Genomic DNA, 16,191 nt, shown 5'->3' with positions numbered 1-16,191 from the left:
GTTTATTTGGGGATGACGGATTGCGCCTGCGAGTAGGCGTAGACCACACCGCTCAGGTCGCTGACGCTGCCGTTTTCGATCACGCTGAAGCGCTGCACGGTGGCGGGCACCCTGACGGTCAGGTGCACGGTGAAGAAACTGCCGACGTCGACGTTCGGCGTCACCATCGGCAGCGCCGGCGACGAGGCCAGCGTGACGGTACCGGAGCCGGTCAGGGTGCGCAGCGACACCGAGGACAAGGTCATGTCGTGCGCGGTGCCGACGCCGATGTTGGTGAGCCGCACATCGATGCCGACGAGGCCGGGCTCCACGGTTTCCTGGCCGACGATGGCGGCGGTGAAGTCGGGCCGTCCCGGCACCTGCGCCGCGCCGGTGACGAACACCGTCAACGATGCGCTGTTGTGGAGCGTGGCGACGCTGGTGCTCTGCGCCGACACGGTGATGCTGTCGGAACTGCCGATGCGCGCGCCGGCCGGCGGCATCAGCGTGACGGCGACACTGGCGCTCTCGCCGCTGGCCAGCGTCAGCATGGCGGGCGTGACCGAGGTGATGTAGTGCTGGTCGTCGGTGGCACCGATGCTGAAGGTGCCGGCCGGGCCGTCGTTGCGCACCAGGTACAACAGCGTGGTGGCCACGCCGGGGCGCAGGTCCTGGCGCGACGGCGGCGTCACCGACACCGTCTGCGGCTGCACCATCACGCTGACCAGGCGCTGGTACGGGAAGCCGGAACTGTCGGCGCCGGTGGCGTAGGCGAGGAAGGCTTCATTGGGCACGGTCAGCGCGCCGAAGAACTTGCCGCTGTCGGTCTGGTCCTGCTCCAGCGCCAGCGGCGACAGCAGGTCGAAGTTCTTGCGGCGCAGCTGGAACTGCGGCGCGCTGGCGATGCCGGTCAGCGCGGCGATCGCATACAGCGACTGGCCCGGCCCCGGTTCGCCGTCGATGGTCAGCAAGCCCTGGTGCGGCGGCAGCGCGCCAAAGCGGGCCAGCTTGAAGGAGCTGAAGGCCAGGTCGGCCACGCCGTTGACGTTGACATAGGTCTGGTCGGACGAGCCGCTAATGGCCAGCGTCCAGGCGCCGCGCGGCGGGCTGTCGATCGAGATGATGACGCCGCTCGTCAGGCTCAGGTATTTGGTGGCGTTGGCGGCGGTGATCGCCACGCCATCCGGCCGCGTCAGCGTGACCACCGGCTGCACGCCCTGCACCGTGCCGCTGACCGACACCGTCAGCCGGCTCATGCTGCTGTCGACCGGCACCGTGTAGCGCTTGACGCTGGGGTAGGTGTCGACCAGCGACAGCACTTGCACCACGTTGTTGCGCACCACCAGGTCGGCCAGCTGGGTGACGCTGGCGGCCTCGCTGCCGAACAGGAAGAACACCTGGCCGCCGGTCTCGGCCGCGGCCTGCAGGAAGCCCGGCGTCAGCGGCGAGCAGCTGCCGAACAGCAGCGGATAAATCTTGATGTCCTTGCTCTTGGCCAGGCTGATCACGGCGCCGGCCAGGCTGGCGTCCTTGGCGGTGGCGTCGGTGTACATGAACAGGTCGCCGCCGGGATCGGCCAGCGACAGGCCGTTGTACATGCCGGTCATCGCCAGCTCGGGGCAGTCGCCGCCGCCCGATGCGCCCAGGCCGCTGATGGCGCCCTTGAAGATGCCGGCGTCGTTGGTGGCGATGGTGGGGCCGGTGAACGGGTCGTTGAACGGCGCCAGCACGTATTGCAGCGGTTCCTCGTCGGTGCCGAGGCGGGCGTCGACAATGCTGGTGGCCGAGGCGCGCACGCCGGCGATGATGCCGCCCATGCTGCCGGTGGTGTCGATGGCGAAGGCCAGCGTGGGGCCGGCGCCGAGCAATGCCTTCAGCTGGGCCGGCGTGATCTCGGCCTTGATGTCTTCGATGAACTGCTGGGTGCCGGCGATGGCGGCCGCGGCCGCCGTGTTATGGAAACCGCTGTGCGGCGAGATGTCGCAGTACAGCGTGTCCTTGTTGATGCCTTCGCGGAAGTAGCCGAGCGGATCGCTCGATGGCGAGCTCTTGTCGAGCGGACCGCCGTGGCTGCATTTGAAGGGGCCCGGCTTGACGCGGTCCTCGCCGCCGTAATAGCCGCTGGTGAGCAGGCTGCCGATCAGGTTGGACGAGTTGGCGCAGGTCAGGCCGGTGTTGGTGAAGCCGGAGCAGGTCGGCGTCGCGGGACCGGCAAAGGCCAGCGGGCCGGGGCGGCCGACGCCGGGATGGGCGCCGCTGTTGCCCTGCTCGACCCAGTTGCTGTGCGAGTAGAAATCCTGGATGGTGTGCAGCGCGCCGCCAAGGTTGTCGCGCGCGCCGGTGGCGTTGATGGGGTCGCTGCGCAGCGCGTCCAGCACGTTCTGCTTGAGCGTGGCCAGCCGCAGCTGGGCGCCGGCCGCGTTCTCGCCGTCGAAGTGCTTGGCCGAGCTGGTCTGGTCTTCATCGACCTTGGCGTCGGCCTCGATGATCTGGTCCAGCGCCTTCTGCATCGACGCCGTGAGCTTGGGCACGGCGAAGTAGCGCTTGTCGAGCGCCTCGATGCCGCGTTGGGTGATGTCCTGGTGGGTCAGGCTGCCGGCCGACTTGGACGTGATGAAACAGACCAAGCCGTTCTTGGGACAGAAGGCCTGGCCCGGTAGGCTGGCCGCCAGCAGCAACGAGGCCAGTAACAAGGAGGGAGCGATGCGCATACGATATCCTTTCCCATGCGTGGAAACACCAGTCCGCGCCAGGCGGACACGGGGCGGTGTGACGCATATATCGTGCCGTGCTCTGCTCTTCCTTTGTAATCAAGCGACTGGCGTGCGCCGGGCGGCCGGCGCGCATTTCACTGTCAAGTTCGCCGACAGTTTTACAGCGGCGCACCCAGCAATTTCAAGTGCTGGACGGCATTGCCGTTTTTCGGATCGAGTTGCAGCGCGCGCTGGTAATGCTGGATCGCCAGCGGTTTGTCCTGCGCCGCCTCGTAGGCCTCGGCCAGGCTGTCGTGGGCGTTGCCGCTGTCCGGATGCAGCACCGCCGCCAGCTTGAACACGGCGATGGCGCCCGGCTTGTCGCCGGCGCGCAGCAGCTGGTAACCCCAGGCGTTGAAGTCGTCCTCGCTCAACTCAAATTTCGGGTCTTGCTTGCGCAGGTTCTCGTACGCCTGCTGGATGTCGGCGAAGCCGGACTTGGCCGCCTCGTGGGCCAGCGTTTCCATGGTCGGCGGCGAGCCTTTCGACAAATGGGTCGACACCGTCAGCAGATGGTCCGGCACGCCGTTCTGCCTGGGCGGCTTGGCCAGGAAGGCCTTGGCCGGCGCCTGTCCTTTCAGGTAGGCGTCGAGGAACTGCAGCGTGTAGCGCGCCATCCAGCCATGGGACTGGCTGACCTCGGCCGCCGTGTAGTCGTTGTAGGCATCATCGCCAACGAAGCGCAGCGCCTCGGAGGCAAAGGCGAAATGCTCCATCGCCGGCAGCGTGACGGTGTAGACGTCGGAATACTTCAGCTCGTTGAGGAAGCTGACGTTGGGCTTGTTGCGCCTGGCGAGATCCTCCAGCGAGCGGGGCCGCGCGGCCAGGAACAACATCGGCACGGTGATGCGCGCCGGCTGCACGTACTTGGCCTCCTGCACGCGCTCCGGCCAGTAGCGCACCGAGCCGTCCAGATTGACCAGCGCCTTGACGCGGCTGTCGCGCGCGGCGACGAAGACGTTGGAGATGCCGCCCCAGCTGTAGCCGGCGACGGCGATGTGGCCGGTGTCGGCCTGCGGCAGCGTGTGGGCGTAGCCGATCAGGAAGGCGATGTCGGCGGCCTGCGCCTCGATGCCTTCGAGGTCGTCGCTCATGCCGCGCGCGTGGGCGCCCATGCTGGGACTGGCGATGACGATGTAGCCGTGGCTGGCCAGGTACTCGCACAGGTCGGCGTTCTCGTAGGTATGGGCGCTGAAGCTGGGCGCGTAGATCACCACCGGGAATTTGCCGGCGGCCGGCCGAGCGTCGCGCAGCGCCCACATGCGGCGTGTCATTTCTTCGCGCGCCCGCGCGGCGCCGATGGGCAAGCCCTTCAGGCGCACGTCGACATTGGTGGCGATGGCCGCTTCCGTGTTATCGAAGCGCTCGTCGCTGGCGCCAAGACGGTAGTAGTCGCCATAGACGACGGCCTTGCCGGATTTTTGCGCCGGATACCAGATCACGGTCTGCATCGGCCGCGCGGTTTCGCCGCTCACGGGCTTGCCGGTGACCACGTCGTATTGGCCGAGATAGCCGCGCGCATAGTCGTACTGCTCGACCACGCGCAGGCCGACGCTGTGCGGCCCCGGCGTCACATCGAAGCTAAAGTTGGAGGAGGCCTGGCTGAGGCCGGTGGCGAAACACATCATCAAGGTAAACAGGATACGCACTGGCATACTTTCCTAAAGTGGGGTGAAATAAAAAGTGAAACTAGTCGCCCAACATCCGGGCGTTGCCGGAGACGCGGATCGAACTGCCGGCCTGGTCGGGAATCTCCACGCGCAGATGGCAGGGCGCGCCCATGTCCTCGCCCTGGATGATGTCGATGGCGCCGCCGTGCGGCCAGTCGAGATCGCGCAGATAGCCGCCCAGCGCGGCCGCCGCGGCGCCGGTGGCCGGGTCCTCGTAGACGCCGCCTGAGGCGAAGGGATTGCGCGCGTGGAAGCGCTGCAAGGTTTCCGCGTGCACCAGCGAGATCGTCGTCAGGCCATGGTGGCGCATCAGCTTGCGGCCGTCCGCCAGCTGGTAGCGCATCGCCCGCAGCTGCGCGCGGCTGGCCAGCGCCAGCACCAGATGGTTGAGGCCGCCGTGGGCGATGGCCGGCGGGATGCGGTCGTCCAGGTCGGCATGGCTGTAGCCGAACAGCGCCAGCGCGGCCGTCACCAGGGCGGCCGGGGCCGGTGCGCTGGAGGTGGCCGGCGATTGCAGCGCGGCGCTGCCCTGCCCGCCCTTGCTCCGGGCCTCGACGGTGACACGGGCGTGGTTGGTGGTCAGCGGGAAGATGCCGTCGCCGTTCTGCTGCGCCAGCACCGTACCGAGCGCGATGGTGGCGTGGCCGCAGAACGGCACTTCGCCATCCGGCGAGAAATAGCGCACCCGCCAGCCGTCGCCGGTGGGCGCGGCAAACACGGTTTCCGAGTAGCCCATTTCGGCGGCGATGCGCTGCATGGCCGACTCCTCCGGCAAGGCCGAGCGGATCATGACGCCGGCCGGATTGCCGCCCTGCCCGCCCGCGGTGAAGGCGGCGACTTTGTGGATCTTGGTGATGGTCTGCATAGATGGCTACTCCATTGGTTGGATGAATGGACGCTTAATTGACAGCAATGGGAGATTTGGTCACTATCGTCGCTTCACCGACTTTACAGCGACCTCGTCATGACTATACCGCGACTTTCCATTTTTGCCATATTGATTTCGGCAGGCCTGGCCGGCGGCGCCATCGCGGCCGACGCGCCGGCCGCGAAACACGCGATCACCCACGAAGACGTGTGGCTGATGAAACGGGTCGGCGCACCGCTGCCCAGCCCGGACGGCAAGTGGGCCGTGTTCTCCGTCACCGATCCGGCCTACGACAGCAAGGATCAATGGTCGGACCTGTGGATCAAGTCGCTGACCGACGACACGCCGGCGCGCCGCCTGACCTTCAGCAAGGGCGGCGAGAGCGGCGCCAACTGGTCGCCCGACAGCAGGCAACTGGTGTTCGTGGCCAAGCGCGACGGCGACGACGCCGCCCAGCTGTACCGCATCGACGTGGCGGCCGGCGGCGAGGCGCAGCGCCTGACCACGCTGACACTGGGCGCGCGCCAGCCCAAGTTCAGCCCGGACGGCAAGCAGCTGCTGTTCGTCAGCGACGTCTACCCCGGCAATGCCAGCGAGGACGACGTCAAGCAAAGCGCGAAAGAACGCAAGGACCGCAAGTACAGCGCACGCGCCTACGAAACCTTCCCGCCGCGCTTCTTCGACAAATGGCTGGACGATAAAAAAGTGCGGCTGTTCGTGATGGATGCGGAGGTCGGCGCCAAGCCGCGCGACCTGCTGGCCGGCAGCAAGCTGGCGGCGCTGCCGGGCTTTGGCGGCGGCCAGGGCGACGAGGGCCAGTCGCTGGACGCGATCTGGTCGCAGGACGGCAAGGCGGTGGTGTTCGCGGCCTCGACCAACCGCGACGAGGCGGCGCGCGCCTCCGGCTACACGCAGATCTTCAGCGTGGCCATGGCCGGCGGCGAACCGCAGCAGCTGACCCAGGACAAGCACAGCTACCACGGCCTGAAATTCAGCGCCGACGGCAAGACGCTGTTCACGCTGACCGAGGCCGAGGAAGAAGGCAAGGTCTACGACGTGACCCGCCTGGCCAGCTTCGCCTGGCCGTTGAGCAATCCGGCGCCCAAGGTGCTGACGGCCACGCTGGACCGCTCGATCTCGCGCTTCGCGCTGCCGGCCGGCAGCAACCGCATCGTGTTCAGCTACGAGCATGCGGGCCTGGAGCAACTGCACTCGGTCAACTACGTCGGCGGCGACCTGCGCGACGAAGCGTCGCCGCCGACCGGCAGCATCGGCTCGCTGGCGTCCGGCGGCAAGGCTGTGGTGGGCGTGTGGGAATCGTCCATCAATCCGCCCGAGGTGTACGCCTTCGGCAATGGCGCGCCCAGGCGCCTGACCGCGTTCAACACCGAGCGCGCGGCCGGCATCGACTGGCAAGCGCCCGAGCATTTCTGGTTCAAGGCCAGCGACGGCCGCATGATCCACAACATGATCGTCAAGCCGGCCAATTTCGATCCGGCCAAAAAATATCCGCTGTTCGCGGTGATCCACGGCGGCGCGGCCAATATGTGGCGCGACCAGTTCGTGATCCGCTGGAACTACCACCTGCTGGCGCAGCCGGGCTATGTGGTGCTGCTGACCGACTACAAGGGTTCGACCGGCTACGGCGAAGAGTTCGCGCGCGCGATCCAGGGCGATCCGCTCAAGGGCCCGGGCGACGAGGTCAACGAGGCGGTCGACGAAGCGATCAAGAAATACAGCTATGTCGACGGCAGCCGTCTGGCGGCCGGCGGCGCCAGCTACGGCGGCCACCTGGCCAACTGGCTGCAGGCGACCACCACGCGCTACAAGGCGATCGTGTCGCACGCGGGCGAGATGGACCTGGTGATGCAATGGGGCAGCAGCGACAGCATCCACGGCCGCGAAGTCAACAGCGGCGGTCCGGTCTGGGGCGACAAGGCGGTGTGGCGCGAACAGAGCCCGGTGATGCAGGCAGGGAATCACGACAAGGGCACGGGCTTCACCACGCCCATCCTGATTTCGGTGGGCGAGCTGGACTACCGCGTCCCGGCCAACAACGCGCTGATGAACTACGCCACCCAGCACCGCCTGAACGTGCCGGCCAAGCTGCTGGTGTTCCCGGACGAGAACCACTGGATCTTGAAGGGCGATAACAGCCGCTACTTCTACAGCGAGGTGCACGGCTGGCTGGCCAAGTATCTGAAGTAACCGAAGTACGCTGGGCCAAAGAAAAAGCCCCGTCTGCCTGAACGCGATCCAGATCGCGCCCGGCGCAGACGGGGCTTTTTAACGCTGGTAAGATCAGGCCTGCTTGCGGCGGCGTGCCACACCGACCAGCGCCAGGCCGGCCAGCATCATGGCGTAGGTTTCCGGTTCCGGCACGGCAGTCACCGAGTTGATCCAGGCGACGTGCGAGAACGTCGCGGTGGAGCCGGACAGGTCGCCGAAGCTCGATCCGTTCTGGTCGGCGACGTCGCAACCGGCCAAGCCGATGATACCGCACGCGCTATTGCCTTGCCAGCCCCACGAGTGCACGCCCGACAACAGCCATTCCTTGCCGTTCCAGACGAAGTCGCCACCGCCGGAATCGCCACCGGCGATCAGCGCTTCATTCGCCCCCTTTCCGGTACCGCTGCTCCAATGATTCCCCGTAACGTCGGCAATGCGGCCCAGCGTATTTTGATCGGCGGTTCCGTTGTCGAAGTCGCTCATGTAGGTGGTACCCGGAGCGTAGAAATCGGGGTCATAACCCCAATCGGCGACTTTGTCACCGTAGGCCTTGTTGAAGGTCTTGCTGTCGACGTCGAAGGTGTTGTAGCCGTAGTGGCCGAAGTTGCCATCGTTCCAGTTGGTGGCGCTGTTGGTAGTGGCCTTCTGGGTGGTGCCGTAGCCCGCCATCAGGTAATCCTTGCCGACGTCGTTGGTCGTGCTCAGCTTGTAGCCTTTGATGGTGGTGACGGCGGTGTCCAGTTTCAGGATGGCGATGTCGGCACCGGAATCGAGCGAACTATCGCCGTGCCAGGCCTTGTTCACATAGGCGTTGCCGACGGAAACGTTACGGGTCACGGCAGCGGTGCCGCCCTGCCAGCCGAACTGCACGGTCATGCTGCTGAAGTTATCGGCGCAGTGCGCTGCGGTCAGCACATATTGACCACCTGCCAGCAGCGAACCGGAACAAGCCCAGTTACCATCGGCATTGCTGAAAGTCAGACGGGCCACGCCGTCCAACGCGCCAACCACGCCGTTGAAGCTCTGGCCCACGGTGAAGCGCCAGTCGCTCACCGTCGAAGTGTTGCCGGTCATCGGCTCCAGCTTGGCCAGATCGGCGTTCAGGCCGGAGGAAGCCTGGGCTGCGCCGGCGGCCAACAGGGCCGCGGCCACGGCGGCCAGCTTGAATTGTTTGGTGTGGAAGATCATAAAAAAACTATCCTTAGTTTTAGGTTTCTTGTAGAAAGTTATAGAGCCTTGAATAGCAACCACAGCCTTCATCACCGAAGTGCATCCCAGAAAGCTGTAGTCAGAAAAGCAATATAACATTGTTCTTTTATGAAGTATTCTTGTTGTAAGAATATTTATTTTTGCGCGACTTTCTTGATAATTGTTACGGTTTGTGACATGTAATGTAGAGCTTGCCTCAATAAAGTTGACATTTGGCTAGCCCTGTTATCGCAGATCAATATTTGGCGGCAAAAGCCGGCCTCAGGCGGCCTTGGCCGGCGCGGCCGCCGTCACCGCCACGGCCGGCTTGCGGATCAGCAGGATGACGCCGGCCGCCACCAGGCAGGCGGCGCCGGCGGCGAACAGCGCCGGATTGTAGGTCAGCATCAGGGTGCGCACGCGGCCGGCGCCATACGCGGCCACGGCCGCGCCCAGCTGGTGGCCGGCAAACACCCAGCCGAACACCATGCCGGCCTTTTCCTTGCCGAAGGTGGCGCCCGCCAGCCGCACCGTCGGCGGCACCGTGGCAATCCAGTCCAGGCCGTAGAACATGGCGAACAGCGACAGCCCGTACAGCGTGAATTCCGAATACGGCAGCCAGAACAGCGACAGCCCGCGCAAGCCGTAGTACATAAACAGCAGCTTGCGGTTGTCGTAGCGGTCCGACAGCCAGCCGGAGGCGATGGTGCCGACCAGGTCGAAGGCGCCCATCATCGCCAGCACCGAGGCGGCCGGCACCGCCGACAGGCCGGCGTCGCCGCACAGCGAGATGAAGTGCGTCTGGATCAGGCCGTTGGTGCTGAGGCCGCAGATGAAGAAGGTGCCGAACAAGATCCAGAACACGCGGTGATTGGCGACCCCGGCCAGCACCTTGAACGGCGTGGCAAAGGTGACCCGCATCGGCGGCACCGGCGGCGCCACCGGCGTACCGACAGGGGCGCCAAACGGTGCCAGGCCGACTTCGTTGGGACGGTTGCGCATCAGCAGGAACACCAGCACCGCCACCACGGCGCAGGCCAGCAGCACCGGGATCACCGCCATGCGCCAGCCGTGGTGCTCGATCAGCCAGGCGCCGATCGGCAGGAAGATCAGCTGGCCGGTGGCCGAGCTGGCTGTCAGCACGCCGACCACCAGGCCGCGGTGGGTGTCGAACCAGCGGGTCGAGACCACGGCGCTGAGCACCAGCGCCGTCATGCCGGAACCGATGCCGAGCATGATGCCCCAGAACAGCACCAGCTGCCAGAACTGCGTCATCTGCGTGGCCAGCGCCAGGCCGCTGGCGACCAGCGTCAGCGCGGTGACGACGACGTTGCGCAGGCCGAAACGCTCCATCAGGATGGCGGCGAACGGCCCCATCAGGCCGAACAGCATGAAGCGCACCGCCAGCGCCGACGAGATCTGCTCGACGTCCCAGCCGAATTCCTTCGACAGCGGCTGCAGCAGCGCACCCGGCAAGCCCAGCGCGGCGGACGAGCTGAGCGCGGTGAGGAAAGTGAGGGCGACGATCACCCAGGAGAAGTGCAGGCCGCGGCGTTCCAGCCAGCGGGATAACGGTAGTGCGAACATGACGGTCCTCGCGTAGTCGGTGCGCGCAGAAGGCACGCTGACCCCGATCTTAAATTATGATCATAATGAATGCAAGCGAAAAAAAGGGACCGCGGGCCGGCGGTCCCTGCGGCCCGGAGGCCGGCTGGGGGACAACTTACTTGATGCGCAGCGAGCTTTGCACCTTGTTCACACCCTTGACGTTGCGGGCCACGTCGACGGCCTTGTCCACCTCGGCCTGCGACGGCACGAAACCGCTCAGCATGACGGTGCCGTTGGTGGTTTCCACATGCACGTCCAGCGATTTGAGTGCGGGCTCGGCCAGCAGTTCAGATTTGACCTTGGTGGTGATCACGGAATCGGCCACGGTATCCTTGGCCATCTCGCTCTTCTGCTTGGTTTCGCAGGATGCCTTGTCGGTGCCGGTCATGGTGCTGCAATCGATGCCGGTCTGGGCGGCGTCGGCCATTTTCTTGCCGGCCTTGGCGTCGTTGATGGCGGCCACGTGGACCGACTTGGCGGTGTCGAGGCAGCTATCCTTGTCGGCGCCGGTCATCGGCGCGCATTTGGCCTTGGCCAGGTTGTAGTTGGCGTCCGCCAGTTCGGTCTCGGCTTTCTTCACCGACCGCTTGTCGTTCTTGTACTGCATGGTGGCGTTGGCCTCGCTGTTGGCGCGGGCTACCTTGGCCTGCTCGATGCAGATGTCCTTGGCGGTACCCGATTGCCCGCCGCAAGCTGCCTTGGCGCTCTTGTAATCGATCTCGGCCTGCTTGGTCGCGGCCTTGTAGGCCACCGTGTCGTTATTAGGCGTGGTGGCGGCGAAGCTGGCGCTGGCGGCCGTGGCCATGACGAAGAGGAGTATTTTGTTCATGATGTGTCCCTTTGTGGTGGTTGATGGACACATTAAACGCCCGCCTCCCGCCCTGCTCTGTGCGGGAACGTACAGTGTTGCGGAATTGGCCCTGCGGGGTTTATTCGTCGCGCAACAAGCCTTGGCGCCACAGGCTGGCAGCCTGCTCGAACACGGGCTGGCTGGGGTTGAAGGCAGCGCCGGTGGGCGCCATTTGCAGCCAGACCAGCGTGCTGTGCGAGCCGTTAACGGACGCGGCGGCGTCCGCCGGCTGGCGCACCTGGCGCATCCAGGTGGCGACGGCGGCGTATTGCTGCGGATGGCGGTGCTGGGTCCAGGCCAGCGCGACCAGGTCGGCATAGCCTTCCTCGCGGCGGGTCAGGCGCAGCGCCTGGGCTTGCGCCTGCGCCGCTTGTGCGGGCTCCTCAAAGCCGGCCGGCAAGACGTGCCACACGCCCTGCGCATAGCGCCAGCAGTGGCCGATCTCGTGCGCCACCATGGCCTCGATCATCAGCGGCTGCTGCGCAGCGGGCACGCTGGCGAGGATGTCCTCGGCGTTGGGGTTGCCACGCATCGACAGCACCAGCTTGCAGCGCCCATCCTGGAAGCCCAGCGCCAGCGGCACGTCGGTGGCGCGGGCCTGCGGTTGCACGGTGATATCGATGGGCAGCTTGAGTTCCTCCTTGGCATAGGCCAGCACGGCGGAACCGGCGGTGAGCCAGCGGGTTTCCATATCGGTCAGTTGAGCGGCGGAAGCCAGGCCGGCGGAGGACAGGAGCAGCAGAAATAAGGGGCGCTTGATCATCATGACCAAACTGTAGCATGCAGCGGGCAATATTTATTGCCATCAAGCAGGTTCTACAACAGATTAATTCTACGTAGAAAAAGATGAATCATTGAGGTTTTAAAATCGTGGTGGGGTCAAGTCTGACATTCGGACACGGCCTCTGCCGTAGCGTGCGCTACGGCAGAGGCCGTGTCCGAATGTCAGACTTGACCCCCACGGGTTACTTGCCCAGCAGCGTGTTGGCGGTCTTGAATTCAGGACGGATGTCGTTCGGCACCGCCTTCATCTTGTCCAGCGCCTTTTGCACATCGGGACGGATCACCACGTACTTGGCCATCATGTCCTTGGCGCGGGCGTAGTCGCCGGTCGCCTCGATGGTCAGGAACTCGCGGTCGAGGTCGATCACTGCCTGCTTGATCTTCCTGAAGTCCACCGCAAAAGTGCCGTCGCCGTGCGAGATGAAGCCGCCCTTGTCGAGGATGTAGTTCATCTGGATCGCCATGCCGCGCGCGTGCGAGTCGGTCAGGCCGAAGTGCAGCGTGCGGAAGCCCGAGGCCAGGAAGGTGGTATACAGCTTGCGCTCGGCCGCGGCGCCCTGCCCCAGCGTGCCCGCCAGCTGGCCCTTGTCCATCATGTAGGCCAGCGCGTACAGGCCGGTGATGTCGGCCTTGGCTTCTTCGATGGTCGAGTAGGCTTCCTTCAGGTCCTGGCGCGGCGTCGAATTGGCGCCGTTGTTTTTGGTGATGTGCGGACCAAGGCCGTGCGTGATTTCATGCGCCAGGATGTGCGTGAAGAAGGAGTCGAAGTCGATGTCCTTCTGGTCGGCCGGCTTCAGCACCAGCTTGGAGATCGGCGTCAGCGTGGATTTGAATTTGGCTTGCTGCACGTTCTTCAGCATCACGCGCTTGGAGCCGCGCTGGCTGATGATGCGCTCGTCGTTCGGCAGGTTGTAGGCGGCGGTCTGCACACCCATGTTGCCGTCGCCGGCGCCGTACACCTGGTTGACCACCACCATCGGCGCCAGCGCGCCAACTTTCGGGTTGCGGTACTGCGCGTCCAGCGGCAGGTTGTCCTCCAGCTCCTGCATGTGCTTGGCGAAGAAGTCCAGCTTCTGCGTTTCCTTCTGGTCGCGGATGTTGACGTAGGCTTCGAACGCGGCCTTGTAGCCGAACAGTTCGTCGTTGTAGGTCTCGTACGGGCCGATGGTGATGTCGACCGGCGCATCCAAGTCCATCCACGCGAAGTCGGAGGCCAGGTAGTCGTTGCTCAGGAAGGCGTCCGCGCGCAGTTGCAGGAACTTCTTCAGCGAGGCGTTATCGGTATCGGCGGCGGCCTGCTTCAACAGCGCGGCGGCCTTCTCCAGCTCCGGCTTGTACTCGTCCGAGTATTTGACGATGGTGAACTGGCCGGCCGCGTTCTTGCGGATGGTGGTGAAGAACCATTGCGCCTGCTCCTTGTCTTTCGCAGACAGCGTGTTCATCCAGCTTTCCAGCGCCTGCTTGGTCGCGCCTTCGGGATAGAAGTTGCCGCCCTCAGGCTTCTTGGCCGGGATCGCGATGCCGTACAGCTCAGCAGGCAGGAAGCTTTGATGATCGTCCAGGATCGACCACGGACCTTTGTTGAGCCAGAAGTAGTTCAGGCGCGCCTTGCCCAGCGGCGTCTGATCCTTTTGCAGCGCGGACCACAATGCTTCGTTGCCGGACCAGCGCTGGCGCAGTTGCAGCACGTCGATGATCTTGGCCGCTTCGATCAGCTTGGCGATGGCTTGCTTGTCGCCGGCCGAGAGCTGGCTGGTGTCGGCGGTCAGGGCGACCGGCGCGAAGCGCTTGGTCATCTTTTCCAGGTCGGTCACGCTGGCCGGCGCGGCATAGGCGGAGGCGCAGGCAACCGCCAGGGCCAGAGGGAGCAGTATTTTTTTCATTCGAACCTCAGGGTGGAGTGAGATCCGCATTGTAGTACAACGGATACCACTCCCTCACCTCTACCAGGCCCGATATACCCGTCCAGTTTCAGCGCCATCGACGCTGCGGGCGTAGGACAAGGCGGCGCGGCTGCCCTTGATCGGCTCGAAGCCGGTGAACAGGTCGCCGAACAAATGCATCGACTCCTGCAACACCGTCGGGCTGACGGCGTTGATGCGCAAACCGCGCGGCAGCTCGATCGCGGCGGCCCGCACAAAGCCCTGCACCGCCGCATTGGCCGTCGACGCCGCCACCGCTCCGCGTATCGGATGCTCGGTATCGACGCCGCTGGTCAGCGTGATCGAACCGCCGTCGCTGAGGAACTCCTGCGCCACCAGCGCCACGTTGACCTGCCCCATCAACTTGCCATTCAGGCCCACGTGGAAATGCTCCGGCGTCAGCTCGGCCAAGGGCCCCACATGCAGCGCGCCCGCAGCCACCACCACCGCGTCGACGCGCCCCACCTTCGCGAACAAAGCCCGTACCTGCGCGATGTCCTCGATATCAACCTGCTGCTGCCCGCCGCGCGCGCCGACCACCACCATCTCATGCCGCTGCCCCAGCTGCTCGACCACGGCGCTGCCGATGGTGCCGGTCCCGCCGATCACCATCACCCTCATGCCGAGGCTCCCCAGGCGCGGTAGACCTGCCCGGTCTGCGCGCCATCGACGCTGCGCGCGTACGCCAGCGCCACGCGGCGTGCAGGCAGCGGCTCGAAGCCGATGAAGAACGGACCGAAGCTGCCCATCGATTCCTCCAGCACGGTCGGGCTGACGGCATTGATGCGCAAGCCGCGCGGCAGCTCGATCGCCGCTGCCCGCGCAAATCCCTCGACGGCGGAATTGACCATGGTGGCGCTGATGCCGTTGCGGATCGGCTCATCGGCCACGATGCCGCTGGTGAGCGTGATCGAGCCGCCGTCGTTCAGGTACTCCTGCGCCACCAGCGCCACATTGACCTGCCCCATCAACTTGCTGTTCAGGCCCACATGAAACTGCTCCGGCGTAAAGCCTTCCAGCGGCGCGAAGTGCAGCGAACCCGCTGCCACCACCACCGCGTCCACGCGGCCGATCTGGGCGAACAAGGCGCGCACCTGCGCGATGTCGGCGATGTCCGCCTGATACTGCCCGCTGGAGGCGCCAACCGTGACGATCTCGTGCCGCTGGCCCAGTTGCTCGACCACTGCCTTGCCGACCGTGCCGGCCGCACCGATGACGACTACTTTCATGCTGTTCTCCCTGTGAGTGAAAACACCAGTATCGGCCACAACCTCAAAGGAATAAATGCGCTAATATGACGATCATTACTAACCCAGAATTAGCAATCGCATGGACAAGCTGCGCAGCATGGAGATCTTCGTGGCGGTGGTCGACGCCGGCAATTTCACGGCCGCCGCCAGCGCCTTCCAGCTATCGCCGGTCATGGTCGGCAAGCACATTGCCCACCTGGAGGCCACGCTGGGCGCGCGCCTGCTGACGCGCACCACGCGTCGCCAGAGCCTGACGGAAATCGGCGCCCAGTACGTTGAACAGTGCCGCGCCATCCTGGCGCAGATCGCCGCCGCCGAAACCGGCGCCGAAGCGATGCGCAGCGTGCCGCGCGGAAGGCTGCGCATCACCGCGCCGGTCTCCTTCGGCAGCGAATGGCTGTCACCCGCGATCAGCGACTACCTGCGCCTGCATCCCGAAGTCGGCGTGGACCTGAACCTCAACGACCGCATGGTCGACATGGTGGAGGAAGGCTACGACGCCGCCGTGCGCATCGGCCCACTGGACGATTCCGGCATGATCGCGCGCCCGCTGTTCAACTACGCGATGTCGATCTGTGCCTCGCCGGCCTACCTGAAAAAACACGGCACGCCGCAAACGCCGGACGATCTGGCGCGGCACGAGTGCCTGGACTTCATGGTGGGGACGGTGGGCGTGAACTGGCGCCTGCAATCGGTGCACCAGATGCGACAAGGACGCGGCAAGCACGAGCTGCCGGCCAGCCGCTTCCGCACCAACAGCGGCCAGGCGCTGCGCATGGCCGCGCTCAAGGATTTCGGGATCGTGATGCAGGCCGAGGTGCTGCTGGCGCAGGACATCGCCGCCGGGCGGCTGGTGCCGGTGCTGTGCGACTATCTGCCGCCGGCACGGCCGATGCATCTGATCTACCAGCGCGACCGCAGGGCCACGCCCAAACTGACCACCTTCATCGACTTCATCGTGGAACGCTTCGGGCCAGCGGCAGCGCTGCCGCTGGCCTCTTCCGCGTAAATCGCAACTCGAAGCCGTCGTCCTCGCGCAAGCGGGGACCCATGCTACGTATTCAAGCACGGCTCAGCATGGAGGGAATTCA

Annotated in this window: 11 protein-coding genes and 2 pseudogenes; 2 read left to right on the top strand and 11 right to left on the bottom strand. The window is 65.2% G+C overall.

What is annotated here, in order from left to right; translation table 11 throughout:
- Positions 1-2 precede the first annotated feature (2 nt).
- From ACEN9O_RS15005 to ACEN9O_RS14995, 3 genes are all read right to left on the bottom strand, one after another.
- Entirely contained in the window at positions 3-2,690 is a 2,688-nt protein-coding gene (locus ACEN9O_RS15005) for a hypothetical protein (protein ID WP_495618312.1), read from the bottom strand.
- Positions 2,691-2,851: 161 nt separating this feature from the next.
- Positions 2,852-4,387 (bottom strand): tetratricopeptide repeat protein, encoded by a 1,536-nt coding sequence (locus ACEN9O_RS15000; RefSeq protein ID WP_495618311.1) that lies wholly within the window; start codon positions 4,385-4,387, stop codon positions 2,852-2,854.
- Positions 4,388-4,421: 34 nt separating this feature from the next.
- Positions 4,422-5,267, bottom strand: coding sequence for a PhzF family phenazine biosynthesis protein (locus tag ACEN9O_RS14995; RefSeq protein ID WP_495618310.1), 846 nt, complete (start codon positions 5,265-5,267; stop codon positions 4,422-4,424).
- Between the two features lie 99 nt (positions 5,268-5,366).
- Here ACEN9O_RS14995 and ACEN9O_RS14990 point away from each other — a divergent pair, with 99 nt between their 5' ends.
- Complete coding sequence (locus ACEN9O_RS14990; protein ID WP_495618309.1) at positions 5,367-7,478, top strand: prolyl oligopeptidase family serine peptidase; 2,112 nt, start codon at positions 5,367-5,369, stop codon at positions 7,476-7,478.
- A gap of 93 nt (positions 7,479-7,571) precedes the next feature.
- On the opposite strand, the pseudogene ACEN9O_RS14985 reads toward ACEN9O_RS14990, so the two are convergent.
- From ACEN9O_RS14985 to ACEN9O_RS14950, 8 genes and pseudogenes are all read right to left on the bottom strand, one after another.
- A pseudogene (locus ACEN9O_RS14985) lies at positions 7,572-7,670 on the bottom strand (FxDxF family PEP-CTERM protein); the annotation flags it as partial.
- 450 nt (positions 7,671-8,120) lie between these two features.
- Positions 8,121-8,573 (bottom strand): annotated as a pseudogene (locus tag ACEN9O_RS14980) (trypsin-like serine protease); the annotation flags it as partial.
- Positions 8,574-8,969: 396 nt separating this feature from the next.
- Complete coding sequence (locus ACEN9O_RS14975; protein ID WP_495618308.1) at positions 8,970-10,274, bottom strand: MFS transporter; 1,305 nt, start codon at positions 10,272-10,274, stop codon at positions 8,970-8,972.
- Positions 10,275-10,410: 136 nt separating this feature from the next.
- Positions 10,411-11,124, bottom strand: a complete 714-nt coding sequence (locus ACEN9O_RS14970; RefSeq protein WP_495618307.1) for a BON domain-containing protein — start codon at positions 11,122-11,124, stop codon at positions 10,411-10,413.
- A 100-nt stretch (positions 11,125-11,224) separates the two neighbouring features.
- Positions 11,225-11,911 (bottom strand): hypothetical protein, encoded by a 687-nt coding sequence (locus ACEN9O_RS14965; RefSeq protein ID WP_495618306.1) that lies wholly within the window; start codon positions 11,909-11,911, stop codon positions 11,225-11,227.
- A gap of 199 nt (positions 11,912-12,110) precedes the next feature.
- Positions 12,111-13,811, bottom strand: a complete 1,701-nt coding sequence (locus ACEN9O_RS14960) for a dipeptidyl-peptidase 3 family protein (protein WP_495618305.1) — start codon at positions 13,809-13,811, stop codon at positions 12,111-12,113.
- Between the two features lie 60 nt (positions 13,812-13,871).
- A complete protein-coding gene (locus ACEN9O_RS14955) occupies positions 13,872-14,471 on the bottom strand; it encodes a short chain dehydrogenase (protein WP_495618304.1) in 600 nt (199 codons plus the stop codon).
- Positions 14,468-15,079, bottom strand: coding sequence for a short chain dehydrogenase (locus ACEN9O_RS14950; protein WP_495618303.1), 612 nt, complete (start codon positions 15,077-15,079; stop codon positions 14,468-14,470). The genes ACEN9O_RS14955 and ACEN9O_RS14950 overlap by 4 nt, the downstream gene beginning before the upstream one ends.
- A 100-nt stretch (positions 15,080-15,179) precedes the next feature.
- Between ACEN9O_RS14950 and ACEN9O_RS14945 the strand changes: the two genes are divergently transcribed.
- On the top strand, positions 15,180-16,109 hold the full coding sequence (locus tag ACEN9O_RS14945; protein WP_495618302.1) for a LysR family transcriptional regulator: 930 nt from the start codon (positions 15,180-15,182) through the stop codon (positions 16,107-16,109).
- Positions 16,110-16,191 lie beyond the last annotated feature (82 nt).

Source organism: Duganella sp. Dugasp78 (genome assembly GCF_059491455.1).
The sequence above is the reverse complement of the archived record's forward strand: the minus strand, read 5'-3'. Positions and strand labels throughout refer to the sequence as shown.